The 19,230-nt window shown below is 38.0% G+C and carries 21 protein-coding genes; 9 read left to right on the top strand and 12 right to left on the bottom strand.

From position 1 onward, the window contains the following. Window positions 1-18 precede the first annotated feature (18 nt). The 9 genes from ACLCDL_RS08245 to ACLCDL_RS08285 form a co-directional block, all read right to left on the bottom strand. Entirely contained in the window at window positions 19-1,329 is a 1,311-nt protein-coding gene (locus ACLCDL_RS08245) for a hypothetical protein (protein WP_423147806.1), read from the bottom strand. A gap of 115 nt (window positions 1,330-1,444) precedes the next feature. Continuing rightward, entirely contained in the window at window positions 1,445-2,245 is an 801-nt protein-coding gene (locus ACLCDL_RS08250; RefSeq protein ID WP_423147807.1) for a response regulator transcription factor, read from the bottom strand. Between the two features lie 122 nt (window positions 2,246-2,367). After that, window positions 2,368-2,949, bottom strand: a complete 582-nt coding sequence (locus ACLCDL_RS08255) for a GNAT family N-acetyltransferase (RefSeq protein WP_423147808.1) — start codon at window positions 2,947-2,949, stop codon at window positions 2,368-2,370. A 313-nt stretch (window positions 2,950-3,262) separates the two neighbouring features. Further along, window positions 3,263-5,038, bottom strand: a complete 1,776-nt coding sequence (locus ACLCDL_RS08260; protein WP_423147809.1) for a vitamin K epoxide reductase family protein — start codon at window positions 5,036-5,038, stop codon at window positions 3,263-3,265. Then, window positions 4,999-5,343 (bottom strand): four-helix bundle copper-binding protein, encoded by a 345-nt coding sequence (locus tag ACLCDL_RS08265; protein ID WP_423147810.1) that lies wholly within the window; start codon window positions 5,341-5,343, stop codon window positions 4,999-5,001. Before ACLCDL_RS08265 ends, ACLCDL_RS08260 begins: the two co-directional genes overlap by 40 nt. Window positions 5,344-5,373: 30 nt before the next feature. Beyond that, window positions 5,374-5,994, bottom strand: a complete 621-nt coding sequence (locus ACLCDL_RS08270) for a DUF305 domain-containing protein (RefSeq protein ID WP_423147811.1) — start codon at window positions 5,992-5,994, stop codon at window positions 5,374-5,376. A gap of 26 nt (window positions 5,995-6,020) precedes the next feature. Next, window positions 6,021-7,484: a hypothetical protein gene (locus ACLCDL_RS08275; protein WP_423147812.1), complete on the bottom strand. Its 1,464-nt coding sequence runs from the start codon at window positions 7,482-7,484 to the stop codon at window positions 6,021-6,023. Window positions 7,485-7,505: 21 nt separating this feature from the next. Next, on the bottom strand, window positions 7,506-8,081 hold the full coding sequence (locus tag ACLCDL_RS08280; RefSeq protein ID WP_423147813.1) for a helix-turn-helix domain-containing protein: 576 nt from the start codon (window positions 8,079-8,081) through the stop codon (window positions 7,506-7,508). Between the two features lie 81 nt (window positions 8,082-8,162). Continuing rightward, on the bottom strand, window positions 8,163-8,624 hold the full coding sequence (locus ACLCDL_RS08285; RefSeq protein WP_423147814.1) for an HYC_CC_PP family protein: 462 nt from the start codon (window positions 8,622-8,624) through the stop codon (window positions 8,163-8,165). 360 nt (window positions 8,625-8,984) lie between these two features. Between ACLCDL_RS08285 and ACLCDL_RS08290 the strand changes: the two genes are divergently transcribed. The 3 genes from ACLCDL_RS08290 (at window position 8,985) to ACLCDL_RS08300 (ending at window position 11,191) form a co-directional block, all read left to right on the top strand. Continuing rightward, entirely contained in the window at window positions 8,985-9,224 is a 240-nt protein-coding gene (locus tag ACLCDL_RS08290; RefSeq protein ID WP_423147815.1) for a hypothetical protein, read from the top strand. Window positions 9,225-9,351: 127 nt separating this feature from the next. Beyond that, a complete protein-coding gene (locus ACLCDL_RS08295) occupies window positions 9,352-10,674 on the top strand; it encodes an erythromycin esterase family protein (protein WP_423147816.1) in 1,323 nt (440 codons plus the stop codon). Between the two features lie 142 nt (window positions 10,675-10,816). Then, a complete protein-coding gene (locus tag ACLCDL_RS08300; protein ID WP_423147817.1) occupies window positions 10,817-11,191 on the top strand; it encodes a DUF2267 domain-containing protein in 375 nt (124 codons plus the stop codon). A 361-nt stretch (window positions 11,192-11,552) separates the two neighbouring features. Here the strand turns inward: ACLCDL_RS08300 and ACLCDL_RS08305 are convergent, their stop codons facing one another. After that, a complete protein-coding gene (locus ACLCDL_RS08305; RefSeq protein WP_423147818.1) occupies window positions 11,553-12,017 on the bottom strand; it encodes a response regulator in 465 nt (154 codons plus the stop codon). Window positions 12,018-12,779: 762 nt separating this feature from the next. On the opposite strand from ACLCDL_RS08305, the gene ACLCDL_RS08310 reads away from it, so the two are divergent. The 3 genes from ACLCDL_RS08310 (at window position 12,780) to ACLCDL_RS08320 (ending at window position 14,159) form a co-directional block, all read left to right on the top strand. Continuing rightward, the gene (locus ACLCDL_RS08310; protein ID WP_423147819.1) at window positions 12,780-13,139 is read left to right on the top strand and encodes a hypothetical protein; all 360 of its coding nucleotides are present in this window, start codon (window positions 12,780-12,782) and stop codon (window positions 13,137-13,139) included. Window positions 13,140-13,170: 31 nt separating this feature from the next. Further along, window positions 13,171-13,380 (top strand): hypothetical protein, encoded by a 210-nt coding sequence (locus tag ACLCDL_RS08315; RefSeq protein WP_423147820.1) that lies wholly within the window; start codon window positions 13,171-13,173, stop codon window positions 13,378-13,380. 173 nt (window positions 13,381-13,553) lie between these two features. Next, entirely contained in the window at window positions 13,554-14,159 is a 606-nt protein-coding gene (locus ACLCDL_RS08320; RefSeq protein WP_423147821.1) for a superoxide dismutase family protein, read from the top strand. 211 nt (window positions 14,160-14,370) lie between these two features. Here the strand turns inward: ACLCDL_RS08320 and ACLCDL_RS08325 are convergent, their stop codons facing one another. Beyond that, window positions 14,371-15,066, bottom strand: coding sequence for a type 1 glutamine amidotransferase domain-containing protein (locus tag ACLCDL_RS08325; RefSeq protein ID WP_423147822.1), 696 nt, complete (start codon window positions 15,064-15,066; stop codon window positions 14,371-14,373). Window positions 15,067-15,455: 389 nt separating this feature from the next. Here ACLCDL_RS08325 and ACLCDL_RS08330 point away from each other — a divergent pair, with 389 nt between their 5' ends. After that, complete coding sequence (locus ACLCDL_RS08330; RefSeq protein WP_423147823.1) at window positions 15,456-16,646, top strand: GAF domain-containing sensor histidine kinase; 1,191 nt, start codon at window positions 15,456-15,458, stop codon at window positions 16,644-16,646. Window positions 16,647-16,696: 50 nt separating this feature from the next. Here the strand turns inward: ACLCDL_RS08330 and ACLCDL_RS08335 are convergent, their stop codons facing one another. Further along, window positions 16,697-17,020 (bottom strand): hypothetical protein, encoded by a 324-nt coding sequence (locus tag ACLCDL_RS08335; RefSeq protein ID WP_423147824.1) that lies wholly within the window; start codon window positions 17,018-17,020, stop codon window positions 16,697-16,699. A 185-nt stretch (window positions 17,021-17,205) separates the two neighbouring features. Here ACLCDL_RS08335 and ACLCDL_RS08340 point away from each other — a divergent pair, with 185 nt between their 5' ends. After that, the gene (locus tag ACLCDL_RS08340; protein ID WP_423147825.1) at window positions 17,206-17,886 is read left to right on the top strand and encodes a phosphoribosyltransferase; all 681 of its coding nucleotides are present in this window, start codon (window positions 17,206-17,208) and stop codon (window positions 17,884-17,886) included. Window positions 17,887-18,046: 160 nt separating this feature from the next. Then, complete coding sequence (locus ACLCDL_RS08345) at window positions 18,047-19,210, top strand: glycosyltransferase family 4 protein (protein ID WP_423147826.1); 1,164 nt, start codon at window positions 18,047-18,049, stop codon at window positions 19,208-19,210. Window positions 19,211-19,230 lie beyond the last annotated feature (20 nt).

The raw sequence follows: 19,230 nt of genomic DNA on the forward strand, positions 1-19,230 counted from the left end.
GAGTAAAACGTGTTCTGATCAATACTCTTTGATCTTTTTTATTAACTTTTCCAGAGTTTGGATAGCAATCTCTTTATCTCTTTCTTCAGCAGTATATGATTTGCTTCGCATGGAATCATATGAAAGATTTTCTTTATAAGGTGTAGAAAGATGCGGAACGATTGTTTTAAACACTTCATTCATAGAACGAGCCATTAAAATTTTCAGTTCATCGGCAGCACGTAGGATAAGAGCCATTTGGTCAGTTGATAAGATGCACAACACTTTAGACTTCTCATTTTTAACAGGTGTTTTTTCTTTTAAATTTTCCGTTTTGGCCCGCAATGGAACAATTGACAAGTGAAGCTTTTTTTCAAGATAGAAAATCTCCTGGCTAAACCAATTGCTCAGTTCATCTTTGAGATCAGTTTGCTCAGCGTGCAGAGCCATGCCTGCCTTACGATGTATCTGGTTGAACTCTTTAAAGTAAAATAGCAAACAATCCATCTTATCAGAGATACTTTCACACGCATTAATACGCTCAACAATATTTTGTGTGAAGTAATTTATGTATTCCTTGCAATTAAAGTTTAGGTAAATGAGTAACTTATCCAAAGAAGAATAAACGGAAGTTTTTCTGTGAGGCTCTTTAAGTGCTTCAAGTTCTTTTAACAGTTCTTTTATATAATGCACCTCTTTGAAAGTAATAGAACAATCATGATTGAGAGGATTTATGAAGGAATTTAGAGTATCAAAAATAATATTTTTAATTTTTTCGTCTGTTATCTCCGAAAACAATCTCCTCTTCAACCTATTCATCCGCGGTCTTAACTCTTTTTTTGTTACTGAAAGGTAAGTGGCAGGTACACGTTTTTCCAGGCACAAATAAGTTGAAAAACGGAACTCAAGAAACCTTAATAATTCTTCAAGATTTGCAATAAGTAAATTGTAAAGATCCTTTAAATTCTGCTTTCGCAATGAGATTTTCTCTTTGTTTTCATGAGCCCGATTTACCAGCATAATTAGATTACAATGGCATTGGTTAATCAGGGTACTAATTTTATTTTCATCTAATAAGATGAAAACTTCCTTTATAATAAATAATGGATACTTTGCTTTTTCCTCCTCTATCTTCAAAAACCAAAAGTTGAGCTCATCATCTGAAATTTTAGATAAATCAGTTTTGGCTGGATTAAGTGTTACGTTAATTAATACATCCAACCACTCCAAATTGTATTCACAAATCGACTGTTCGCTAATCATAAGAAAACCATTAAGAGAATATTTAGAGAAATCCATCGGCAGGATTTTATTAGGCAGACCTGTCAATTCTAAATATTTTATATCCAAATTTGAAGATTTAGTTAGAGCGAGGGAATAAGTAATTTATACTATTTGGCATACGTATAAATAACTATTTTTAGCCTAGTGGACGAATAACAGGCTAAAAGGAAGATTAGGAAAGTTAAACTTCAAGTTTATTAAGTAATTCGACTTTATTTGAAACGTTAACTTTGTCAAAGATATTCTGCACATGTTTATTAACTGTCTTTTCCGAAATAAATAGTGTTTCTCCTATTGTTTTGTATTTACATCCCTGACGGATTAACCTAACAATCTCTATTTCGCGACATGTTAACTGATAAATTTTGCAGTTCTCTTCAAAAGCAAAGGGGCGTATAAAACCATTATTTAATTCCATAAGTCGTTCATACTCAATTCTTGCTCTATTTATTGATCTGGTAATGAATATGATGGTAATAATTATAAAGCCACCGTTTGTAAAAATTACTTCAACTAACTGGCTAACATTAAAATATGCAAAGACGGTCATGGAGGCCCAAGGTATAACGGCACAATATACTGCAACTACTTCCGGGAATTTATTGCTGTCTCTGTTGTCCTTAAATTTTACACGGATGGCGCGCAAGATTGCCCATAGTAATACCAGGGAGTAGAAGAAAGGAATAATGATTCCGTATTTTATAGCAAGATTAAGGTTGCCATTAAGGGAATACTCAATTACAAAAAAGATAATATAGGGAGTGATCAGAAATAATGGCACTCCATATATTGCATGGAGGCGTAATCTTTGTAGATCAAACGCCTTATAAAAATAGTAAGGAAAATAGGATGCCATTAAAAACCCACTGCCATAGGCTATGATGTTTTGGGTAATTATTGAGATATCAATTTCAGGATCAGGGAAAAGACCGCCGGTGGTATTGTAAACAATCAAGAGAAACAGCAGGATTAAGTACCACATTCGGTTTTCATCCTTCGGTCTGTATAAGTAATAAATGAACTGGTAAAAAAACAAAAATACTTCCAGGATTACAAAAATCAAGGTTACTATGTGCATTTCTGTTCCCAGCACTAACATTGCAGCTATTTTCGATCCCACTCTTTTTTCAAAAAGAATAAGTTATAGCTTAAGTCCAGCTGATTATATATATGAAAGCCAAGTTTCTGATACCATGGCAAATTTTTCAGCGTTGAGGTTTCCAGATAAACGGATCTCTTCTTTTGCTTGCCGTCTTCTATCAATTCATCAAGTAGCTTACTTCCCACTCCTTTATTTTGATATTTGGGGTCAACACCTATAAACCATAAATAATACATCAATTCCTTTGGCTGAATTCTTTTAATTTTCGACTCTCGTTCAAGCGTCTTTTTAATGTTCTTAATTCCCACACAGGAAAGAATAAGTTTTACATCAAGCATTATCGACTTAAAGGATGTCTTTTTTTTATCAGGATATAAAATTAAAGCACAAGCTTTCTTATCATTCGAGAGAAACACATTACCAAATAAATAACAGATCTCGAAAGAATACTCCATTAAAACTCTTATTCTTTTTACTCTTTTTTCATCTTGTTTTACAATGTAGTTGACGCTTTGATTCGTATCAAATGATTTTGTAAGTATGTCTACTATTAAACCCTTGTCTGAATATTCCGCATTTATCATAAATTAATTTTAAGTTTTATTAATTTTTGGATGTCTTTATGAATCTGTTAAGGATAATTCAATAATTGAATTACTATGAGGAGAGTATATTTTAGATTTAAGGTATAGTGGCAAGATTGAAATACTAGGAAAATAAAAGAGATGAATGTTTATTATACTAATAAACATTCCGGTACTAAGTAAGAGATAAAAAGTTGCGATACTAATTGCTGTAAATTTTCTCATAACTTCTCGGAAGTGTGTATAAATTATATTACAATTAAATTTATCCTTTGTTTAAATTTTGACATGTGATTAAAAGCAAAAGAAGATATTACTTAACATATTTATCCCAAAGGCCATATTGCTCTTTCTTAGGCCCACGAGGGATAGACAGTAATATGACCAGAAAACCGGCTGCAGCTCCGTTAATATTAAGCGTCAAGTTACTATCGTTTACGAACCAGGGGCCAACTGCCACAATCAATCCGATAAGAACATTGAAAAAGCGCCCTCTCCGCAAAACTTCGCCCATACATATTACTGCTATCACCACAATTAAAGCCCCGCTCAAATGATTGATATTTGCTGCAGAAGCCTGGATGCTGACTCCGAATACAGCCGGAGAAAACATCATCCACACTCCAATAACTGCAGAAACCAATAATGTCCACGGACAGCTCATTCCCCAAACAGAAGCTTTGAATATTTTTATCGGCTGTGCGGGAAACTCCATCATTTCAGGTGACCGTTTGTCCGTATTCGGTTCGATAGGCATTCCTCCTTTCCAGAATACATTCCAAAGCGAATCGCCTCTTCTTTTGGCAAGCACCATATGCTGCCCCATCGCAATTACTTCATCTACTTCCAATGGAATCATGGGAAGCATAATAGAGGCTGCTAAAAGACACATGGTACACCATGCGCCTACAGCAACAGGCTGCGAAATCACCAGGAAAATATGTACCAGGCCTAAAGGGATAACAAGAATACCGAAAAGGGCTACCATCCAGGGCATGGTACGCCAGCGGGATGTTCCGCCCATCCAACCCATTAAAAATTCAAGAGTATAAGCCAAAGCGCCGAATGAGCCATCGGATACAGGTAAGGATTGTGACATATCAGAATTTAGCACCTGCCGGGTACTTTCCCCAAAAAAAGGGTCCCAGGCAAAATCAATGTATCCTAACTGAAAGGCGCCTAAGTAACGGGATACCAACCAGCCGGCGAAGCCTAAAATAATCATAATCCAGCGCTGCGGCCAGGATGAAGGATTATAAGACCATCCTGCGGGTACTTCCGAACCCATTTTCATAAACATAATCATGTTGGGCATTCCAGGTATCAATATAGTCAGCGAGATAACCAGGATTCCTACTAAAGTATCATTGATATAAACCCCTGCCGAAGGCGCCCAGAAAATAATGGGCGCTATACTGAGCCAGACACCGATAAAGCAGCATATCCAGACACTGACCGGTCGGTCCGGTGTCAGTGAACGCCATCCGAAAAAGAGCAAAAGTACCCCGCTGATGATGTCGCTCCATTTCATAAAACGGATCCGGTCAGCAAGCGATAACCATAATTCCCGCCCGCCGCTCGGATCTACCGTACTTTTTCCATAGCTGAAAGTAAGCGGTGACAGGATCAGCCAGATTCCCAGCATCACCAGCATCCAGTAGATCCAGAGTGTTTGCATGTGATGCATGTGCAGCATCTGCATCCGCCGTTCCGTAGTCATTTTATGATCCTGCCCGTGCTGTTCATGCGAACCGTGTTCTCCTTGCTGTTCCTGATCCATTTGCTGCCCCATCATCATTGGCCTGGTAACTCCACGGGATGCCATACCTCCTCCATGTTGATGCATGTGTTCAGAGTGTTGACTGCTTTCTTCGTTTTTCATTTCTTCATTATTAAAGTTAGGATGAGGATGATTCTTTTCCGGATACTGCTTTTTTAGCTTTGAAAACGGATCCGGCTTATTTTTTTGATGCCATTTTAAAGGATCGGTCTTCAGGTTCCCAATAACGCCTGCTAAAGATTCAAAAGCAGACGGTGTAAACTGAAAAATTAAACTTCGGTTGCCATTTCCTCGCAAGCCTGAGCGCATTTCCTACAGGCTTCGGCACATTCCCGGCAATGTTCCATGCCCATTTGAGCATGCTTCTCACATTCTTCGCCGCAGGCATTACAGATGTCTGCACAGACACGGCAGATATGAGTGCTGAAACTGCTTCCCAGGCTCATCAAATCGCCTGCTGATTTACAAATGGAAGCGCATTCCAAATCCAACTGGATGCATCTTCTCAAGTCCTGAACCTTTTCTTCTTTTAAACATTCTGAAGCACAATGGCTGCAGGCTACTGCGCACGCATAACATGCGTCAATGCAGTTTTGATACTGTTGATGTGACATAATATGTTGTTTTTATAGATAGACATTTGTTTATTTATGGCCTCTCGCTAAGAGCCAGTCCTGTAATTCTGATATTTCTTTTTCCTGTTCAGCTATGATTTTTGTTGCCATTTGTTTCATGCTTTCTTCATGGCCATGCAGCAATTCCAAACGTGAATTTTCAATGGCGCTTTGATGATGACCAATCATTAACATGGCAAAATCGTGATCAATATTCCCATTAATAACCTGCAAATCGGCCTCCTTACCGCTTTTATCCATTCCCATCATCATCATTTGATCAAAATTCGGATCATTCAGGTGTGGTGAATGTGCCTGAAGAAAAGCATCCAACTGAGTAATTTCAGCCTGCTGGCTTTCAATTATACTTTGTGCCATTGTTTTTAATTGGGAGTCTTTTCCACTTTGAAGTTCAAGATTTGCCATATCAATAGCTCCCTGATGATGTGTTTTCATCATCATTGCAAAATCATTATCAGGATCTTTAGTCATCTGCATAGCCATCATTTTATCCATCATCTGATGCATTAAATTCATCATTTGATTCTTATCGTGATCCTGAATAGTAATTTTGTTGTCGTCATCCTTCGTACAAGCATTGGATGAAACTAAAAAGGCACTGACTGCTAAAATTTTTAAGATGTTTTTCATAGTTTTAAATATTAGATGTTTGTTAATTAATGATTCATTTTCATAAGTTTTGGATACAGCCGGAGAAAGGCTTCTCCTGCCAGTGGGTTTTTTCCATATAATACATCAAGACGATTATCAGCATCATAGAGAGTCATTTGGCCTCCTCCGGCCAGACGAAGCGGCCCAAGATTAAAGAGATCGTAATTAAATCCAAGGGTTATCGCATTCACGGGAAATAAGGTGTCTTCGCCATAGGTACTTTCATCCAGACTAAGTTCCTCAACCGATTTCTGCACCCACTCATAACGTGTATATAATGCAAATCGTTGTAACCGTAAATCCGCTTCAAGCAATGCCGCATTTTCTCCGTCATGCCCTTTGGTTTTATTTAGTCCCCACAAGGCAGTTGCATTTAGCCACTTTTCCGAGCCAAATGGAAGGCTGTATATTGCCGATGCAGTAGTACGGTTTACATTTTCATCTGCATGTAGTTCTTCCGGGCTTTTTATATATGCCTGCGATATCTGCAGTGCCCAGTTTTTAGAAGGATTGAATGAAAGCCTTCCACTCCAGGAGTCAAAGCGGGGTTTATCAAAGTTGTAACGGTTTTCATTCGGTTCACGGCCGGTAAAGGAAGAAGCTTCCAGTTTAAATTTATCATACCGGAACCCCATAGTTGCTACACCAAAAGTGATATGAGTAGCATCCGTCCAGTGATGCGAGATTGGGGCATCCGGATTAGAAAGAGCCGATGGACGGTGCATAAAAGCTACTGGACCAATAGCAGGTTCCCCCGGGTATCCCAGATAAAAGGAAAGGTCAGATATTTTAGAGAAAGCATGAGAATAGCTGACTGATAACTCTGAAAAAAGATCATGCGGGTGTTGCCGGTCTACTAAAGGTACACCATTCCAGCTTTCCCCGGATTGGAAAAGTAAGGGATAGCCAAACCCACCTTCGGTTAACGGATCTAAAGAAAGCATCGCATTCCAGTGAAAGAGGCCGTTTTTTCCAACCTTTCGTTGAGCCATTGCCATAAACCAGTTTGGCGCATCAAATTTCTCATCTCCTCGTGAGCCTTTATCGGTAAGATCTTGCTTAGTATAGCGAAGATCAATATTGCCGTGCAGCATATACATCCATTTTTTAGAATGCAGCATTATCCCATACATAGGTGATGCGTCTGGAAGCCATGCTGTACCTGAGCCATTCCTGCTCATAGGAAGATTTAAAGAATAAGCATGATTCATCGGAACATCCATATTCATTTGCATGCCCTGCATACCAGCATGATCTATATGCTCCATATTCATTTCATCCTGCGGCCGGTCATGTATTTGATCATGATATATTTTTTGCAATGAATCCTGCATCATCTGATGGTGCTTAGTTGTGTCGCTCTTATCGGGCATTTGGTGTTCATGCTGCGCACTTGCTGCCAGGCTGTTTCCTACACAAAGGACAGTGATAAAGCCTGTTCGAATTTTTGAAATTGTTTTCGCATTCATAGTGGTAAATCTTAGTTTTCCTTAATTTCCGGTGTAAATCTTATCTATTGGTTTACGATTAGCCTGTTCCAATGATTTAAATTGACGAGGTGTAAAGCCGGTAACATTTTTAAACTGGGCGGAGAGATGAGCGCTGCTGCTGTATCCCATTTTGTCGGCAATCTCGCTTATATTCAATTCACCGTATTCCAGCAGTTCTTTTATCTTTTCAATCTTCTGCTGAATAACAAATTTTTCAATGGTTATATTCTCAGATTCTGAGAAAAGCCGGCTTAGATAGGTATAATCTTTATTTAATTCTGAAGAGATTAATTCAGTAAAAGGAATATGGGTTTCTGCCAAATCGGAATGGTGGATTGATCCAATAATCAGATTTTTAATCTGTTCTACAGTCCAATCCTTATCCCGGCGAATGAGTTCGAATCCCAGAACTTCCAGTATAGAGGAGACCTTTAGCAGTGTCTGCTCATCCGGATCAGGAAGGATTTCAGCCGTTCCTAAAGAGATATTACAAACCTCAAAACCTAAATTTTCAAGCTGCTGGCTTACAACCATTATGCAACGGCTGCAAACCATATTTTTAATATGAAGTATCATGGAAAATTATCAAGCTATTAATTCTTTATAGGGATAAAAGAAATCTGCTCCTGTAGAATTACAGGAAAATAGCATGAATAATCAAATCAGAAGGGAACGTATTTTTATATAAATAGGCTGATTGTTTTTACCCGGAGGGGCATGGCTTTCTGGCCATGTATCAAACAGTCCTATATTTTTATTTAAGAATGTATAGTTAAAATATGCAGGTTGATAGCCGGTAAGTAAAACTTGAGGAACTTTGAGGTTAAAAGTCGGGCTTATATTTTCTTTGATAATATAAGTGCCGTGCTGGTCACAACAAGAACAGTCTTCTTCTCCTGTACAATCTTTTTTCTTTTCAGATGAAGAGTTGTGCTTTTCCGTAGAATCGTGATGGTCAGAACCGCTTTTAGCATAATGATCCGAGTCCTTTTGTTCGGCATGAGCGGTTATTATTCCGAATAGAAAAGACTCAGCAGCGCAATGAACAATGCAAACAAACATACCTGTTGCAACTAACAGGTAAAATGCCACAAAACATATTGCCAATGCTTTCTTCATTAAGCTAATTTACTGTGCAAATAAATACAAAATTCAGAATGTTTTTGTTTCTAAATTGTTACTTCTTATACCATAACAATTGTTGTCGAATAAAATCAAGACTTCCTAAATTTATTTGATAGTTTTTATTATCCTTCTGATTCGTAAAACCATTCTTCAGCCTGTTGAATCGCCGTTCGTATAGCTTCTTGTATAGTTTTCAAGAGACCGCATCACACAGTTATATACCTTATACCTGAATTTTAAATAAAATCTAAACTTTTTGAATTTCAGGCAAGTTGAATTAGCGTAATAAGTATCAAAATCGGACAGTATAGCATGTCTTTTTCCTAATATAAATCAATATTAAAAATCAGAATCATGAAACTTCATTTATTTACCCGAGACATACAGCAGCAGTGGATTGAAACAGGATATAATTTTGTAAAGCTTACTTATTCGAAGGATCTGAGTTCAGAAAATTTAGGAGAACACCCTTTTACATTATTGGAACCATATCTAAATAATGATGAAGCGCTTGAGTCGGATAAAGTAGTACCGGTATCATCTCCTGAAATTGATAAAATTATTATAGAGAAAACAGGAATGCACTATCAATAACATACAATGAACACAAATTTTGTTGGAATTATATCTTGATTTTTCTTCTCCTTCCATTTCTTCAAAAAACCTAAACAATTACTAACAGGGTAAGTTGAAATTACAGGATTTAACAGGAGGAATTACAATGGCTGGAAGAAATTATGCTGATCAGGGAACAGCGGTTTTAGATGAAAATCGTGAAAGAACTTATAGCCTGAAAAATAAAAACGATCTGAATCCTTTGATGGAGAGAATTGGAGCCGCACGTCATGTATTGCTGGGAGAAGCCTCTCACGGAACGCATGAATATTATACATGGCGGACTGCGATAACAAAAAGGCTGATTCAGGAGAAAGGATTCAATTTTATTGCTGTAGAAGGCGACTGGCCGGATTGTTACCGGATTAACCGCTTTATTAAAGGCTATGCGGATCAGGATAAAAAGGCTGTTGAGCTGTTAAAAACATTCGACCGCTGGCCTACCTGGATGTGGGCAAACTGGGAGATAGTTGGATTGATCGAATGGCTGAAGGAGTACAATACTAATCTCCCGGCTAATAAAAGAGTGGGTTTTTACGGGTTAGATGTGTACAGCCTTTGGGAATCGATGGAAGCGCTGATGGATTATCTTTCCAAGCATGATCCTAAAGCTGCCGAATACGCCAGAAATGCCATCCAATGTTTTGAACCTTACGGCGAAGACGAACATCGTTATGCCCGGGCGCAGTATTCGATGGACCAATCCTGCCAGGAAGCTGTACTTCAGCTGCTGACGGAAATTCGCAGGAAAGCACCGGTGTACGATCATGATCCGGAAGCTGCGTTAAATGTAGAGCAGAATGCTGAAATTGCAGTAAATGCCGAGCGGTATTACCGCAATATGATTGGCATTAACGTGAATACCTGGAATCTTCGCGATACACATATGATGGAAACGCTTAACCGGATACTGAAGTTTCATGGCACAGAAGCTAAAGCCATAGTTTGGGAACATAATACACATATCGGCGATGCCCGTTATACTGATATGGCAAAATCCGGTGATATTAATGTAGGGCAATTGGTGCGGGAACAAAAAGGTGAGAATGATACGGTGCTGGTAGGTTTTGGCTCTTATTCAGGCAGAGTGATTGCAGGCCAGAACTGGGGGGCGCCAATGGAAAGTATGTACGTTCCGGATGCCCGTCCGGGAAGTGTTGAAGAAATACTGCACAATGAATCTGCCGAAGATAAATTATTGATCTTTAATAGAAACAACAAGAACGAACGTTTTAGAAAGATAATGCCCCATCGGGCAATAGGTGTGGTATATAATCCGGCCCATGAAAAATATGGCAATTATGTTCCAACCGTATTGAACTCCCGGTATGATGCATTTGTTTATATTGATAAAACGAAAGCATTACATCCTTTACACATGCGGCCGGAGGGACATAAAGTGCCTGAAACTTATCCTTTTGAATATTAAAAAATGGAGATAGCTTTTAAAAAGAGCTGCAAAATTTTAAAATCTTACAAGTCAAAAAACTAATTTAATCATTAAGAACAGGAGGTATTATGGAAGCGCATTTTGAAAATTATGCACAGGAAGGAAATGTTTTCTTAAGAAAGTGGCAACAGAGTTGGGAGCATCAGATGATATGGAACATGCCTTCAGAGTAACACAGGCGGTTTTTCATGGATTAAGGGACAGAATTACCATTGAAGAATCTATGCACCTGATATCCGAGCTGCCAATGGCTTTGAAAGCAATGTATGTGAACGAATGGAATATTTCAAAAAAACGGAATGACTCTTCCACTTTGCATGAATTTCTGAAAGAAATTTCAAATGAAACAAGGACTGCTGAAATAGATTTTGGCAGTAATCCGAAAGAAGAAGCCCCTGCGGTATTCCGGGTAATTAGAAATTGTGTATCTCAGGGGGAAATGGAGCACGTTAAGGGTCAACTAACTCCTGAAATTGCTGAACTTATGGAAATGTAAATTGAGAAATAGAGATTAGAGCAGCAGGGAAAAGAAAACTTCGCTGCTGTTTTATCTTTGACGGAAGCAACGTTTAGCATATGGAATATTCGATAACAGATCCATCAACCGGAATGCCTTTAAGTTCGAGGCAAAGCCGGAAAAATTTCATGACGAGCAAGGATATCGAATACTCTGCCAGTTTGGTTCCAGCTTTTTCATAGCTAATAAATATGGTGGCTGGAGATCTTTAGACGATCATAAAGTGGATTCAGGTCTTCTTGAACAAATAGGCGTAGCCCTGGAAGAAGCGGGTTGAACAATATAGCGGTATGCGTATTGACAGGAGTTACCACTGAGATTATGACCAGGCGAATTGGCCTTACTGGTTCAAAGAGTTTTGTTTACTTGTAATTTTCTCTTCAACCTTTTTAAGCAACTCATATAGGTCAAAGGGTTTTTCAACCAGAAAATCCGCGTTATAAGTGCCCAGTGATAGGATTACTTTTGGATAAGCAGACATTAGAAAAACAGGAATATTCTGATACTCACGCATTGTCTTAATCTGATGACATATTTCACCACCATTAATTCCGTTGAGAATATAATCAATGAGAATAAGATCAGGTTGATATGAATTAAGGACATTAACTATATTATCAACACTGTCCAAGGCTTTTACCTCATATTCTTCATATTGAAAAGCCTCTTTAAGAACATTCAGAATATCAGGATCATCATCAACTATTAGAATACGCTTATCCATAAATTCATTAATTGGTCTTATTAAATAATAAACTCCAGATAAAAGAGCTGTATGATTTATAGGTTCTACAAAGGTAAACATAAAAACTTCACCTTCCTTTACAAAGAAGTTTTTGTGGTAAAAGGGTTATCAGAAAAGTAATTACGAACACTTAGAAAATTCACAATTATCCATAATACTGACTATTCTACAGGTTAAGAGTCAGCCTTGTTTTTTCCCATCTAATCTGCTCTTGCGCCTACTTTCCCTTCATAGTTTTAGTTTCCAGTGAAAGTTTAGTTTGGGAATAAGGAGGAGGAAGACATTATCTTTCTCCTCCTTAAAGTGAAGAATTGCAACAAGGGTTATAGGCTGTTCTTTTAACAGACTTGTTAACGTTAGGTTCTTAAAAAATAAAAAATGAATTAAACATTTCTCTTATAGTTTACAAAACGAACTTCTTTTTGAATAAGGTAACTGAGAGTTATGTTAAATTTAATATGAATAATTTAAAAACTTTTAACCGAAATGGAAGTAATTTAAAAGAATGTCTATTCTTAGTAGACCTTGAATAATTCTCAGCAAGACTAAATAAATTATTGTGAAAACATTTAATCTCTCTTTATTCGAATCGAAGCAAGGCCTCTCTATTTCGAGAAATAAAAAATTAGAGGAAATTAAGATAAGGCTAAGTGATCTTACCCTAAATATTTATAGAGATAAAGAAACGGGAAATCTTTATTTACCTTCTAATTTGGAAATTAGTTTTTCGGACTTCAAAAATATAGCAGAAAGTTTAGATTGATAATCCATCTCAAACAGCAGAAATCAGCACAAATATCTTTACTTAAATAAATACTACATATGGAAATTAAAGTAAAAGACCCTAAAATAGATGAATTGCTGAAGCTTGAAGCAAATCCTTCCGAGAATGATACCGAACCCGGATGGTCTGTGAAAATGCCGGCAGGTGATTCTATTTTTATTACATTACAGGATGGAAAGTGGGAAGTAAGGCATAATGATACGGTAGATCCGGATTTTGTACGAGCAATAGGCGAAGCAATCAGCCCTTCTTCAGATAATAAAGAACAAACATGGGAAGATCGTAAAAATCCTGAAAACGTGTCCGACGAGCGTGATGCTGAGAAACTGCTCCTTCAGAAAAAAGAAGCTGATATCAGGAAAAGAAATCTTACAGGAAATAGCGGGCCAGAACCCTAGTCGCGGTAATAGAACTAATATATCATATAAAATGAAAAAGGAACTTAGATTAGGTTATGTTGTCTTTACAATAATTTTATTACTTGCTTGTAACTCAAATCCAAACAAAAATCCTGATTCAGATTCTGTTCCTACGCCTGATTCAACCCGCGATGCGATAGATTCAATAGATTCTGCATCCAGTGTAACTACTGATTCAATAGATACTAATATCAGTGTTGCAAAAGACTCCGATCAATGAGCCTCTGGAAGGAAAGCTTGATAAGAATATCAAAGCAGCAATGAGAATAAAAAAGATAATTCCTGTTGATTTAATAAGTTTTAAATTAGTTCCTTAGTATTAAAAAAACTTAAGATTTATATATCTGTTAAATGGAGGAATGCAATGATTAGTAAATCTTTAATTCTATTGGCATGAAAAAGAACAATTTATTAACCTTGACAATTAATCTTGGGTTATTGGCATGTATAGCGTGTAATAACAGCAATAATACAACTAACACCAGCCGGGACACGGATACGATCAATACAGGAAATAATAATGCCGCTGCTACTGCAATGGAGGCACATGCTGACATCAGTGCTACCAAATCAGATACTACAGGCAGAGGAAGTGCAGATTTTCGCCAAAAAGACGATGGTACTGTAGAAATGAATTTAAAGATAGATTTTCCTTCGCTGGCTAATAAAACTGTTGCAGTACATATTCATGAACATGGCGATTGTGGCGATGCGGGAAAAGGTGCCCATGGGCATTGGAATCCGACTAATGAAAAACACGGAAAGTGGGATTCATCCTCTTATCATTCAGGTGATATAGGAAATGTTAAATTGGATGATAAAGGACACGGAGAGCTAACTCTTTCTACCAACCGGTGGACCATTGGAGGAGATGAAAAAACAAATATTCTTAACAGAGGAATGATTGTGCATTCAGGTGTAGATGATTATACCTCTCAGCCAAGCGGTAATTCTGGTAGCAGAATAGGTTGCGGTGTTATTATGGCAAGTAGCAAATAGTTTAAAAGCTTGGTTTTTGTGTACAACGGACAGGTATTACTGGGGTGGGGTATTCCGTGTTCGGTCGCCCCCGAACTACAGATGATTAAAGATATATTGCTAAATGGTTACTACAAAGTTCAATAGTGAACATCCAGCCTAAATAGTGATCCAAAAGCTGAGCTATGTTCGCCCGGCGCTTGCAGCAATATTCCTGTTCGCGGCTGTTCTTTTATTTAGAAGCATTTCCCTCCAATGCTTTTATCAAGGCTTTTGCCGTAGGTCCTGCCGCCAAAGGATTTTGACCTGTAATTAATAACCCATCTTCTTCTACATGTGAGGTATAAGGAATAAGTCCGGTATGGTAGTCTACCCCTAATTCTTTCAGGCGGTCTTCTAATTTATAAGGCACATTGTCGTCGAGAAAAGCCAATGATTCTTCTGCGTTGGAAAATCCGGTTAACCGCTTTCCATTCAATAAACCCGGCTGAAGTTCTGCGGCTTTAATCAGCGCTGCTGGACCATGGCATACTGCTGCAACGGGTTTATTTTGCGCCAAAAAATCAAGGATTATTCTGCCGCTTGTTTCGTTTGCTGCTAAGTCCCATATCGGGCCGTGTCCCCCCGGAATGAATACCGCATCAAATTCGGCCACGTTTACTGTTTCCAGTTTCTGCGTGTTTTTAAATTTCTGTTGGGCTGCTTCATCATCCTGAAACCTGCGGTTGGAAGCCGTAATGTTTTCGGTTACTGCGCTTAAAGGGTCAATTGGTGGTTCGCCCCCTTTCGGACTTACCAAAGTGACCTCATAGCTTTTGTCCAGGAACTCATAATAAGGGTCGGTAAATTCTCCAATCCACAGCCCTGTTTTTCTGTCTGTGTTTTGCATCTCGCTGTGAGACGTCAATATCATTAGTATCTTTTTCATCTTTCTGGTTGGCTTTATAGATTGAATCTGTTTGAAGTTTTTTTGTAAGTATTTAATTTTGAAAGCTTTTATAAAATTGCTGGAGATTGATAAAAAATTCGGAGTCAAATCTTTGCGAGAAAACTTTAAACAGGTTAATAATTTTAGATACAAGGACTGTGCCACCTTGCTCTGCGGAATTTTAATAGAGCGATTGAATAGCCCCTAACGAACGGGTATTTAAAAGTTATCGTTTTGATAGTCGTGAACCATTTTTCAAAATGCAAACTTTCTGGTATAACATTATCCTCAGTCATCGTTGCTGCTTGCCCTATTTTAATTCTCCTATAAATTAAATAGATTTGTATAACGCCTATAAAGCAAGGAATACTCTATGAAAAACAAAGCTAATGGAAAATGCTAACGAGATCTTAAGTAAAAAAGAATCAGAAAGGATAGAAGCATTAAGACATTACAACATACTTGATACACCTCCTGATGGAAGTTTTGACCGGATCACAAGGTTAGCGTCAAAATTGCTTGATGTTCCGATCGCTATTGTTTCCCTGGTTGATACAGACAGAATATGGTTTAAATCACGCTATGGAATAGATGCTTCACAAATTGACCGTGATCCCGGTTTATGTGCTTCGGCTATTTTATCCGGCGAAGTTTATTTGGTGGAAGATGCTGCTAAAGATCCACGTACCCTGGCGAACCCTTTAGTAGCCGGGGAATTCGGTTTGCGATTTTATGCCGCTGCACCACTTAAAACTAAAGATGGATATAATTTAGGAACATTATGTATTATTGATAAAAATCCCAGGCATCTGACAGAATTTCAAAAAGAAATTTTACAGGACTTGGCAGATACGGTTATGGATCAGATGGAGCTTCGTCTGGCTATCAGGACTACAATTACCCGGCAAAATCAGATACTTTATATTACTGCTCATGACCTTAAAAATCCATTAACAACTATACCTGTACGTGCTGATTTGATTAAAAGAAAAAAAGGTGATCCTGATTCTATTGATCTGTTGTGCGATCAGATAAAGGAAGCCGGCATAAAAATGTCCCGGACCATTAACGAATTACTGGAAGCGGCAAGTTTGGAAGCCGGTAAGGTTAAATTGCGTTCAGAAAAGCTGGATTTAGCTGATCTGGCCAGGCAGGTAGTAATCGCAAATCAGTCGCTTGCAGAAAATAAATATCAAAAGCTAAATCTCACCATTGAAGACGAGCTATGGGTAATAGGCGATAAAAGCAAGATGGCAGAAATACTAGATAATTTAATTAATAATGCCATAAAATATTCTCCTAACGGCAAGGATATTTTAGTAAAAGTAAGCAGCAGGGATAGAAAAGCAATTATTGAAGTGAAAGATGAAGGCCCCGGCCTGACGGCAAAAGATAAACAGCAATTGTTTCAGCGCTTTACAACACTAAGCGCTCGGCCAACAGGCGGAGAAACCGCTACCGGATTAGGCCTGTCAATCGTGAAGACATTGGTAGAAGCTCATCAGGGAACCATAAAGGCAGAAAGTTCAGGGCAAGGCCAGGGATCGGTCTTTATGGTCGAACTACCTTTATTGGAATAATAATCGTTTCCAGGAGAAAGTTGAAAGACGTTTTATGGTATCGCAAAAATTCAAATATCCAGCTTTCTGCAAAGCTCCACAAACTCATCCTTGATTTGAGGTAATGTTGGCAATCCAAGATGCTCCAGTTCCTTATTTAATTTTTGAGCAGGTTTGGAATGTGTATTATCCAGAAAGTTTTCCTTCACCTCTTCGGCAGATTTATAAACATCATGAAACTTCTTTTTCTCATTCTCTGTCTTTTTCAAAATTTCTTCAAAATTCTCTCTGTCGTTTCCTTTAAACTTATCAGGTGATGTATGCAATATCACATCAAAAGCTTTTTTATCAATAAAGCTTATTAATTCCTTTCGTTTATCCTTTTCAGCAGTCATTTTCTTTTTTTACCGGATTTTTTCCCGTGCCCTTATTCGTTAACAGGCTAAAACAGCTGTTGTTTAATCTTTTATTTCATTTACAGGCTCTACCAGCCCTTGCGTTAATCTTCATTAATTCTAAACTTTTCATTTTTCATCAGGTTAGAAATAAAGAGATTGTTAATCTGATTCGGCATAATTGGATGTACTCAAATTTTGGAGTTATGTATAGTGTGAAGAATGACAGGTTTTTTAAAAACAGGCAGGATGCAGGTAAAGAATTGGCACTCCTTCTTGAACCGAAGTACAAAGACCTTAACCCGATAGTACTTGGTATTCCACGCGGAGGCGTAGAAGTGGCCTACTATGTGGCTCAACAACTGGCTGCTGAATTATGTCTCGTTGTAGCTAAAAAACTGCCTTTCCCCGGACATGAAGAATATGGATTCGGAGCAATAGCTGAAGATTATTCAGTGTATGTTTCACAACATGGGAAAGAAGCGTTGGAACCCAAAGTTATTAATCAAATAATTGAAGAGCAGATAGAAGAAGTTAATCGGCGGGTTGAGAAATACCGAAATGGAAAACCTTTGCCCGACATGAAAGGGCGAACAGTTATACTGGTGGACGATGGTATTGCTATCGGAGTAACACTGGTACCCGTTATTAAGCTTTGCAAGAAAAAAGAGGCCGGAAAAATCATTTTGGCCACCCCTGTGTCCGGAACTCGGTTTGATCCTCATTTGAATGAAGCAGATGCAATTGAAGTGATAGTACAACCTCTCGATTTTTATGCGGTAGGGCAGGTTTATGAAACCTTTGGAGATTTTTCTGATGAACAACTTTTAAAGTTGTTAAAGAAAGCTGAAGAATGGCAAAAATGAATGGTAAGTAAAACCAGAGAAGAATTGGCATACTAAAATACTCCACAACTCTTCGTTCCTATCCATGAATGTGTCGATTGGATAAAAATGAAGAACACGACAAATACCTATAGAAAAACAATGAGACCATCATGTGCAGCAAGCACATCAGCTATAATGAATGAAAAGCAACCAGCACATGATCGCTTCATTGCCATTAAAAAACAAATCTACACTAATGAAAATAGCACAAGTAGCGCCTTTATATGAATCAGTTCCCCCAAAATTCTATGGAGGCACCGAAAGAATAGTTCATTATTTGACTGAAGAATTAGTTAAAAAAGGGCATGAAGTAACTTTATTTGCCTCCGGCGATTCGGTTACAAATGCGAAGTTAATAGCCAACGTGAATGATAGCCTGAGATTATGTCAGGCCTGCGTTGATCCGCTTGCCCACCATATTGTTCAGATGCAGGAAGTAATTGAAAGAGCAAATGAATTTGATATTATTCATTTCCATACCGATTATCTTCATTTTCCATTTTCACAAAAATTGAATACACCCTGTGTAACTACCTTGCACGGCAGGCTGGATATTCCTGACTTGCAGTCTGTTTATAATAAATTTTCTTCGCAAAAAGTAATTTCAATATCCGATAGTCAGCGAGCACCCTTGCCTCAGGCTGATTGGATAGGTACAGTATATCACGGCTTGCCGGTCAATCTTCATTATGCTGGAAATGGTGAGGGCGATTATCTTGCCTTTTTGGGAAGGATTTCACCTGAGAAAGGAATTGACCGGGCGATAGAAATTGCTATTGCTTCGAACAGTAAGCTAAAAATAGCAGCCAAAGTAGATAAGGTAGATGAATATTATTTTGAGCATCAGATCAAAACCATGTTAGATCATCCCCTGATTGAGTTTGTCGGCGAAATAAATGAAACTCAGAAAACAGATTTTTTAGGCAAAGCGAAAGCACTGCTTTTTCCAATCGATTGGGCGGAGCCCTTCGGATTGGTAATGATAGAATCAATGGCCTGCGGAACGCCTGTAATTGCTTTTGGAAACGGCTCTGTTCCTGAGGTGATTGATGAAGCTGAAAGTGGTTTTATCGTTCATTCAATTGAGGAAGCTCTCAAATCTGTATTAAAAGTGCCTCTGATATCACGTGAAAAGGTTAGAAGTACTTTTGAGAAAAGATTTACAGCTTCAATAATGGCAAAAAGTTACCTGGATCTATATTCTTTAATCATTCAAAATAATACTTATGAAAGAAACGGACGGTTAAAGCCGCTTACTATAAGTCCATCTTTAAATAAAAATGGAATGAAAAATGTTGTCTGAAACTTCCTTAAAACTATGAC

It is taken from the genome of Rubrilithobacter danxiaensis, from assembly GCF_047272945.1.
GTDB classification, from domain to species: domain Bacteria; phylum Bacteroidota; class Bacteroidia; order Sphingobacteriales; family Sphingobacteriaceae; genus Rubrolithibacter; species Rubrolithibacter danxiaensis.

Bases quoted from the DNA above. Each gene is read 5' to 3' on its own strand.
- ACLCDL_RS08310 (WP_423147819.1), top strand. From the start codon at position 12,780: ATGGAAATTAAAGTAAAAGACCCTAAAATAGATGAATTGCTGAAGCTT.
- ACLCDL_RS08295 (WP_423147816.1), top strand. From the start codon at position 9,352: ATGGCTGGAAGAAATTATGCTGATCAGGGAACAGCGGTTTTAGATGAA.
- ACLCDL_RS08285 (WP_423147814.1), bottom strand. From the start codon at position 8,624: ATGAAGAAAGCATTGGCAATATGTTTTGTGGCATTTTACCTGTTAGTT.
- ACLCDL_RS08325 (WP_423147822.1), bottom strand. From the start codon at position 15,066: ATGAAAAAGATACTAATGATATTGACGTCTCACAGCGAGATGCAAAAC.
- ACLCDL_RS08275 (WP_423147812.1), bottom strand. From the start codon at position 7,484: ATGAATGCGAAAACAATTTCAAAAATTCGAACAGGCTTTATCACTGTC.
- ACLCDL_RS08270 (WP_423147811.1), bottom strand. From the start codon at position 5,994: ATGAAAAACATCTTAAAAATTTTAGCAGTCAGTGCCTTTTTAGTTTCA.
- ACLCDL_RS08260 (WP_423147809.1), bottom strand. From the start codon at position 5,038: ATGCGCTCAGGCTTGCGAGGAAATGGCAACCGAAGTTTAATTTTTCAG.
- ACLCDL_RS08340 (WP_423147825.1), top strand. From the start codon at position 17,206: ATGTACTCAAATTTTGGAGTTATGTATAGTGTGAAGAATGACAGGTTT.
- ACLCDL_RS08330 (WP_423147823.1), top strand. From the start codon at position 15,456: ATGGAAAATGCTAACGAGATCTTAAGTAAAAAAGAATCAGAAAGGATA.
- ACLCDL_RS08290 (WP_423147815.1), top strand. From the start codon at position 8,985: ATGAAACTTCATTTATTTACCCGAGACATACAGCAGCAGTGGATTGAA.
- ACLCDL_RS08305 (WP_423147818.1), bottom strand. From the start codon at position 12,017: ATGTTTACCTTTGTAGAACCTATAAATCATACAGCTCTTTTATCTGGA.
- ACLCDL_RS08345 (WP_423147826.1), top strand. From the start codon at position 18,047: ATGAAAAGCAACCAGCACATGATCGCTTCATTGCCATTAAAAAACAAA.
- ACLCDL_RS08320 (WP_423147821.1), top strand. From the start codon at position 13,554: ATGAAAAAGAACAATTTATTAACCTTGACAATTAATCTTGGGTTATTG.
- ACLCDL_RS08265 (WP_423147810.1), bottom strand. From the start codon at position 5,343: ATGTCACATCAACAGTATCAAAACTGCATTGACGCATGTTATGCGTGC.
- ACLCDL_RS08335 (WP_423147824.1), bottom strand. From the start codon at position 17,020: ATGACTGCTGAAAAGGATAAACGAAAGGAATTAATAAGCTTTATTGAT.
- ACLCDL_RS08280 (WP_423147813.1), bottom strand. From the start codon at position 8,081: ATGATACTTCATATTAAAAATATGGTTTGCAGCCGTTGCATAATGGTT.
- ACLCDL_RS08255 (WP_423147808.1), bottom strand. From the start codon at position 2,949: ATGATAAATGCGGAATATTCAGACAAGGGTTTAATAGTAGACATACTT.
- ACLCDL_RS08315 (WP_423147820.1), top strand. From the start codon at position 13,171: ATGAAAAAGGAACTTAGATTAGGTTATGTTGTCTTTACAATAATTTTA.
- ACLCDL_RS08250 (WP_423147807.1), bottom strand. From the start codon at position 2,245: ATGTGGTACTTAATCCTGCTGTTTCTCTTGATTGTTTACAATACCACC.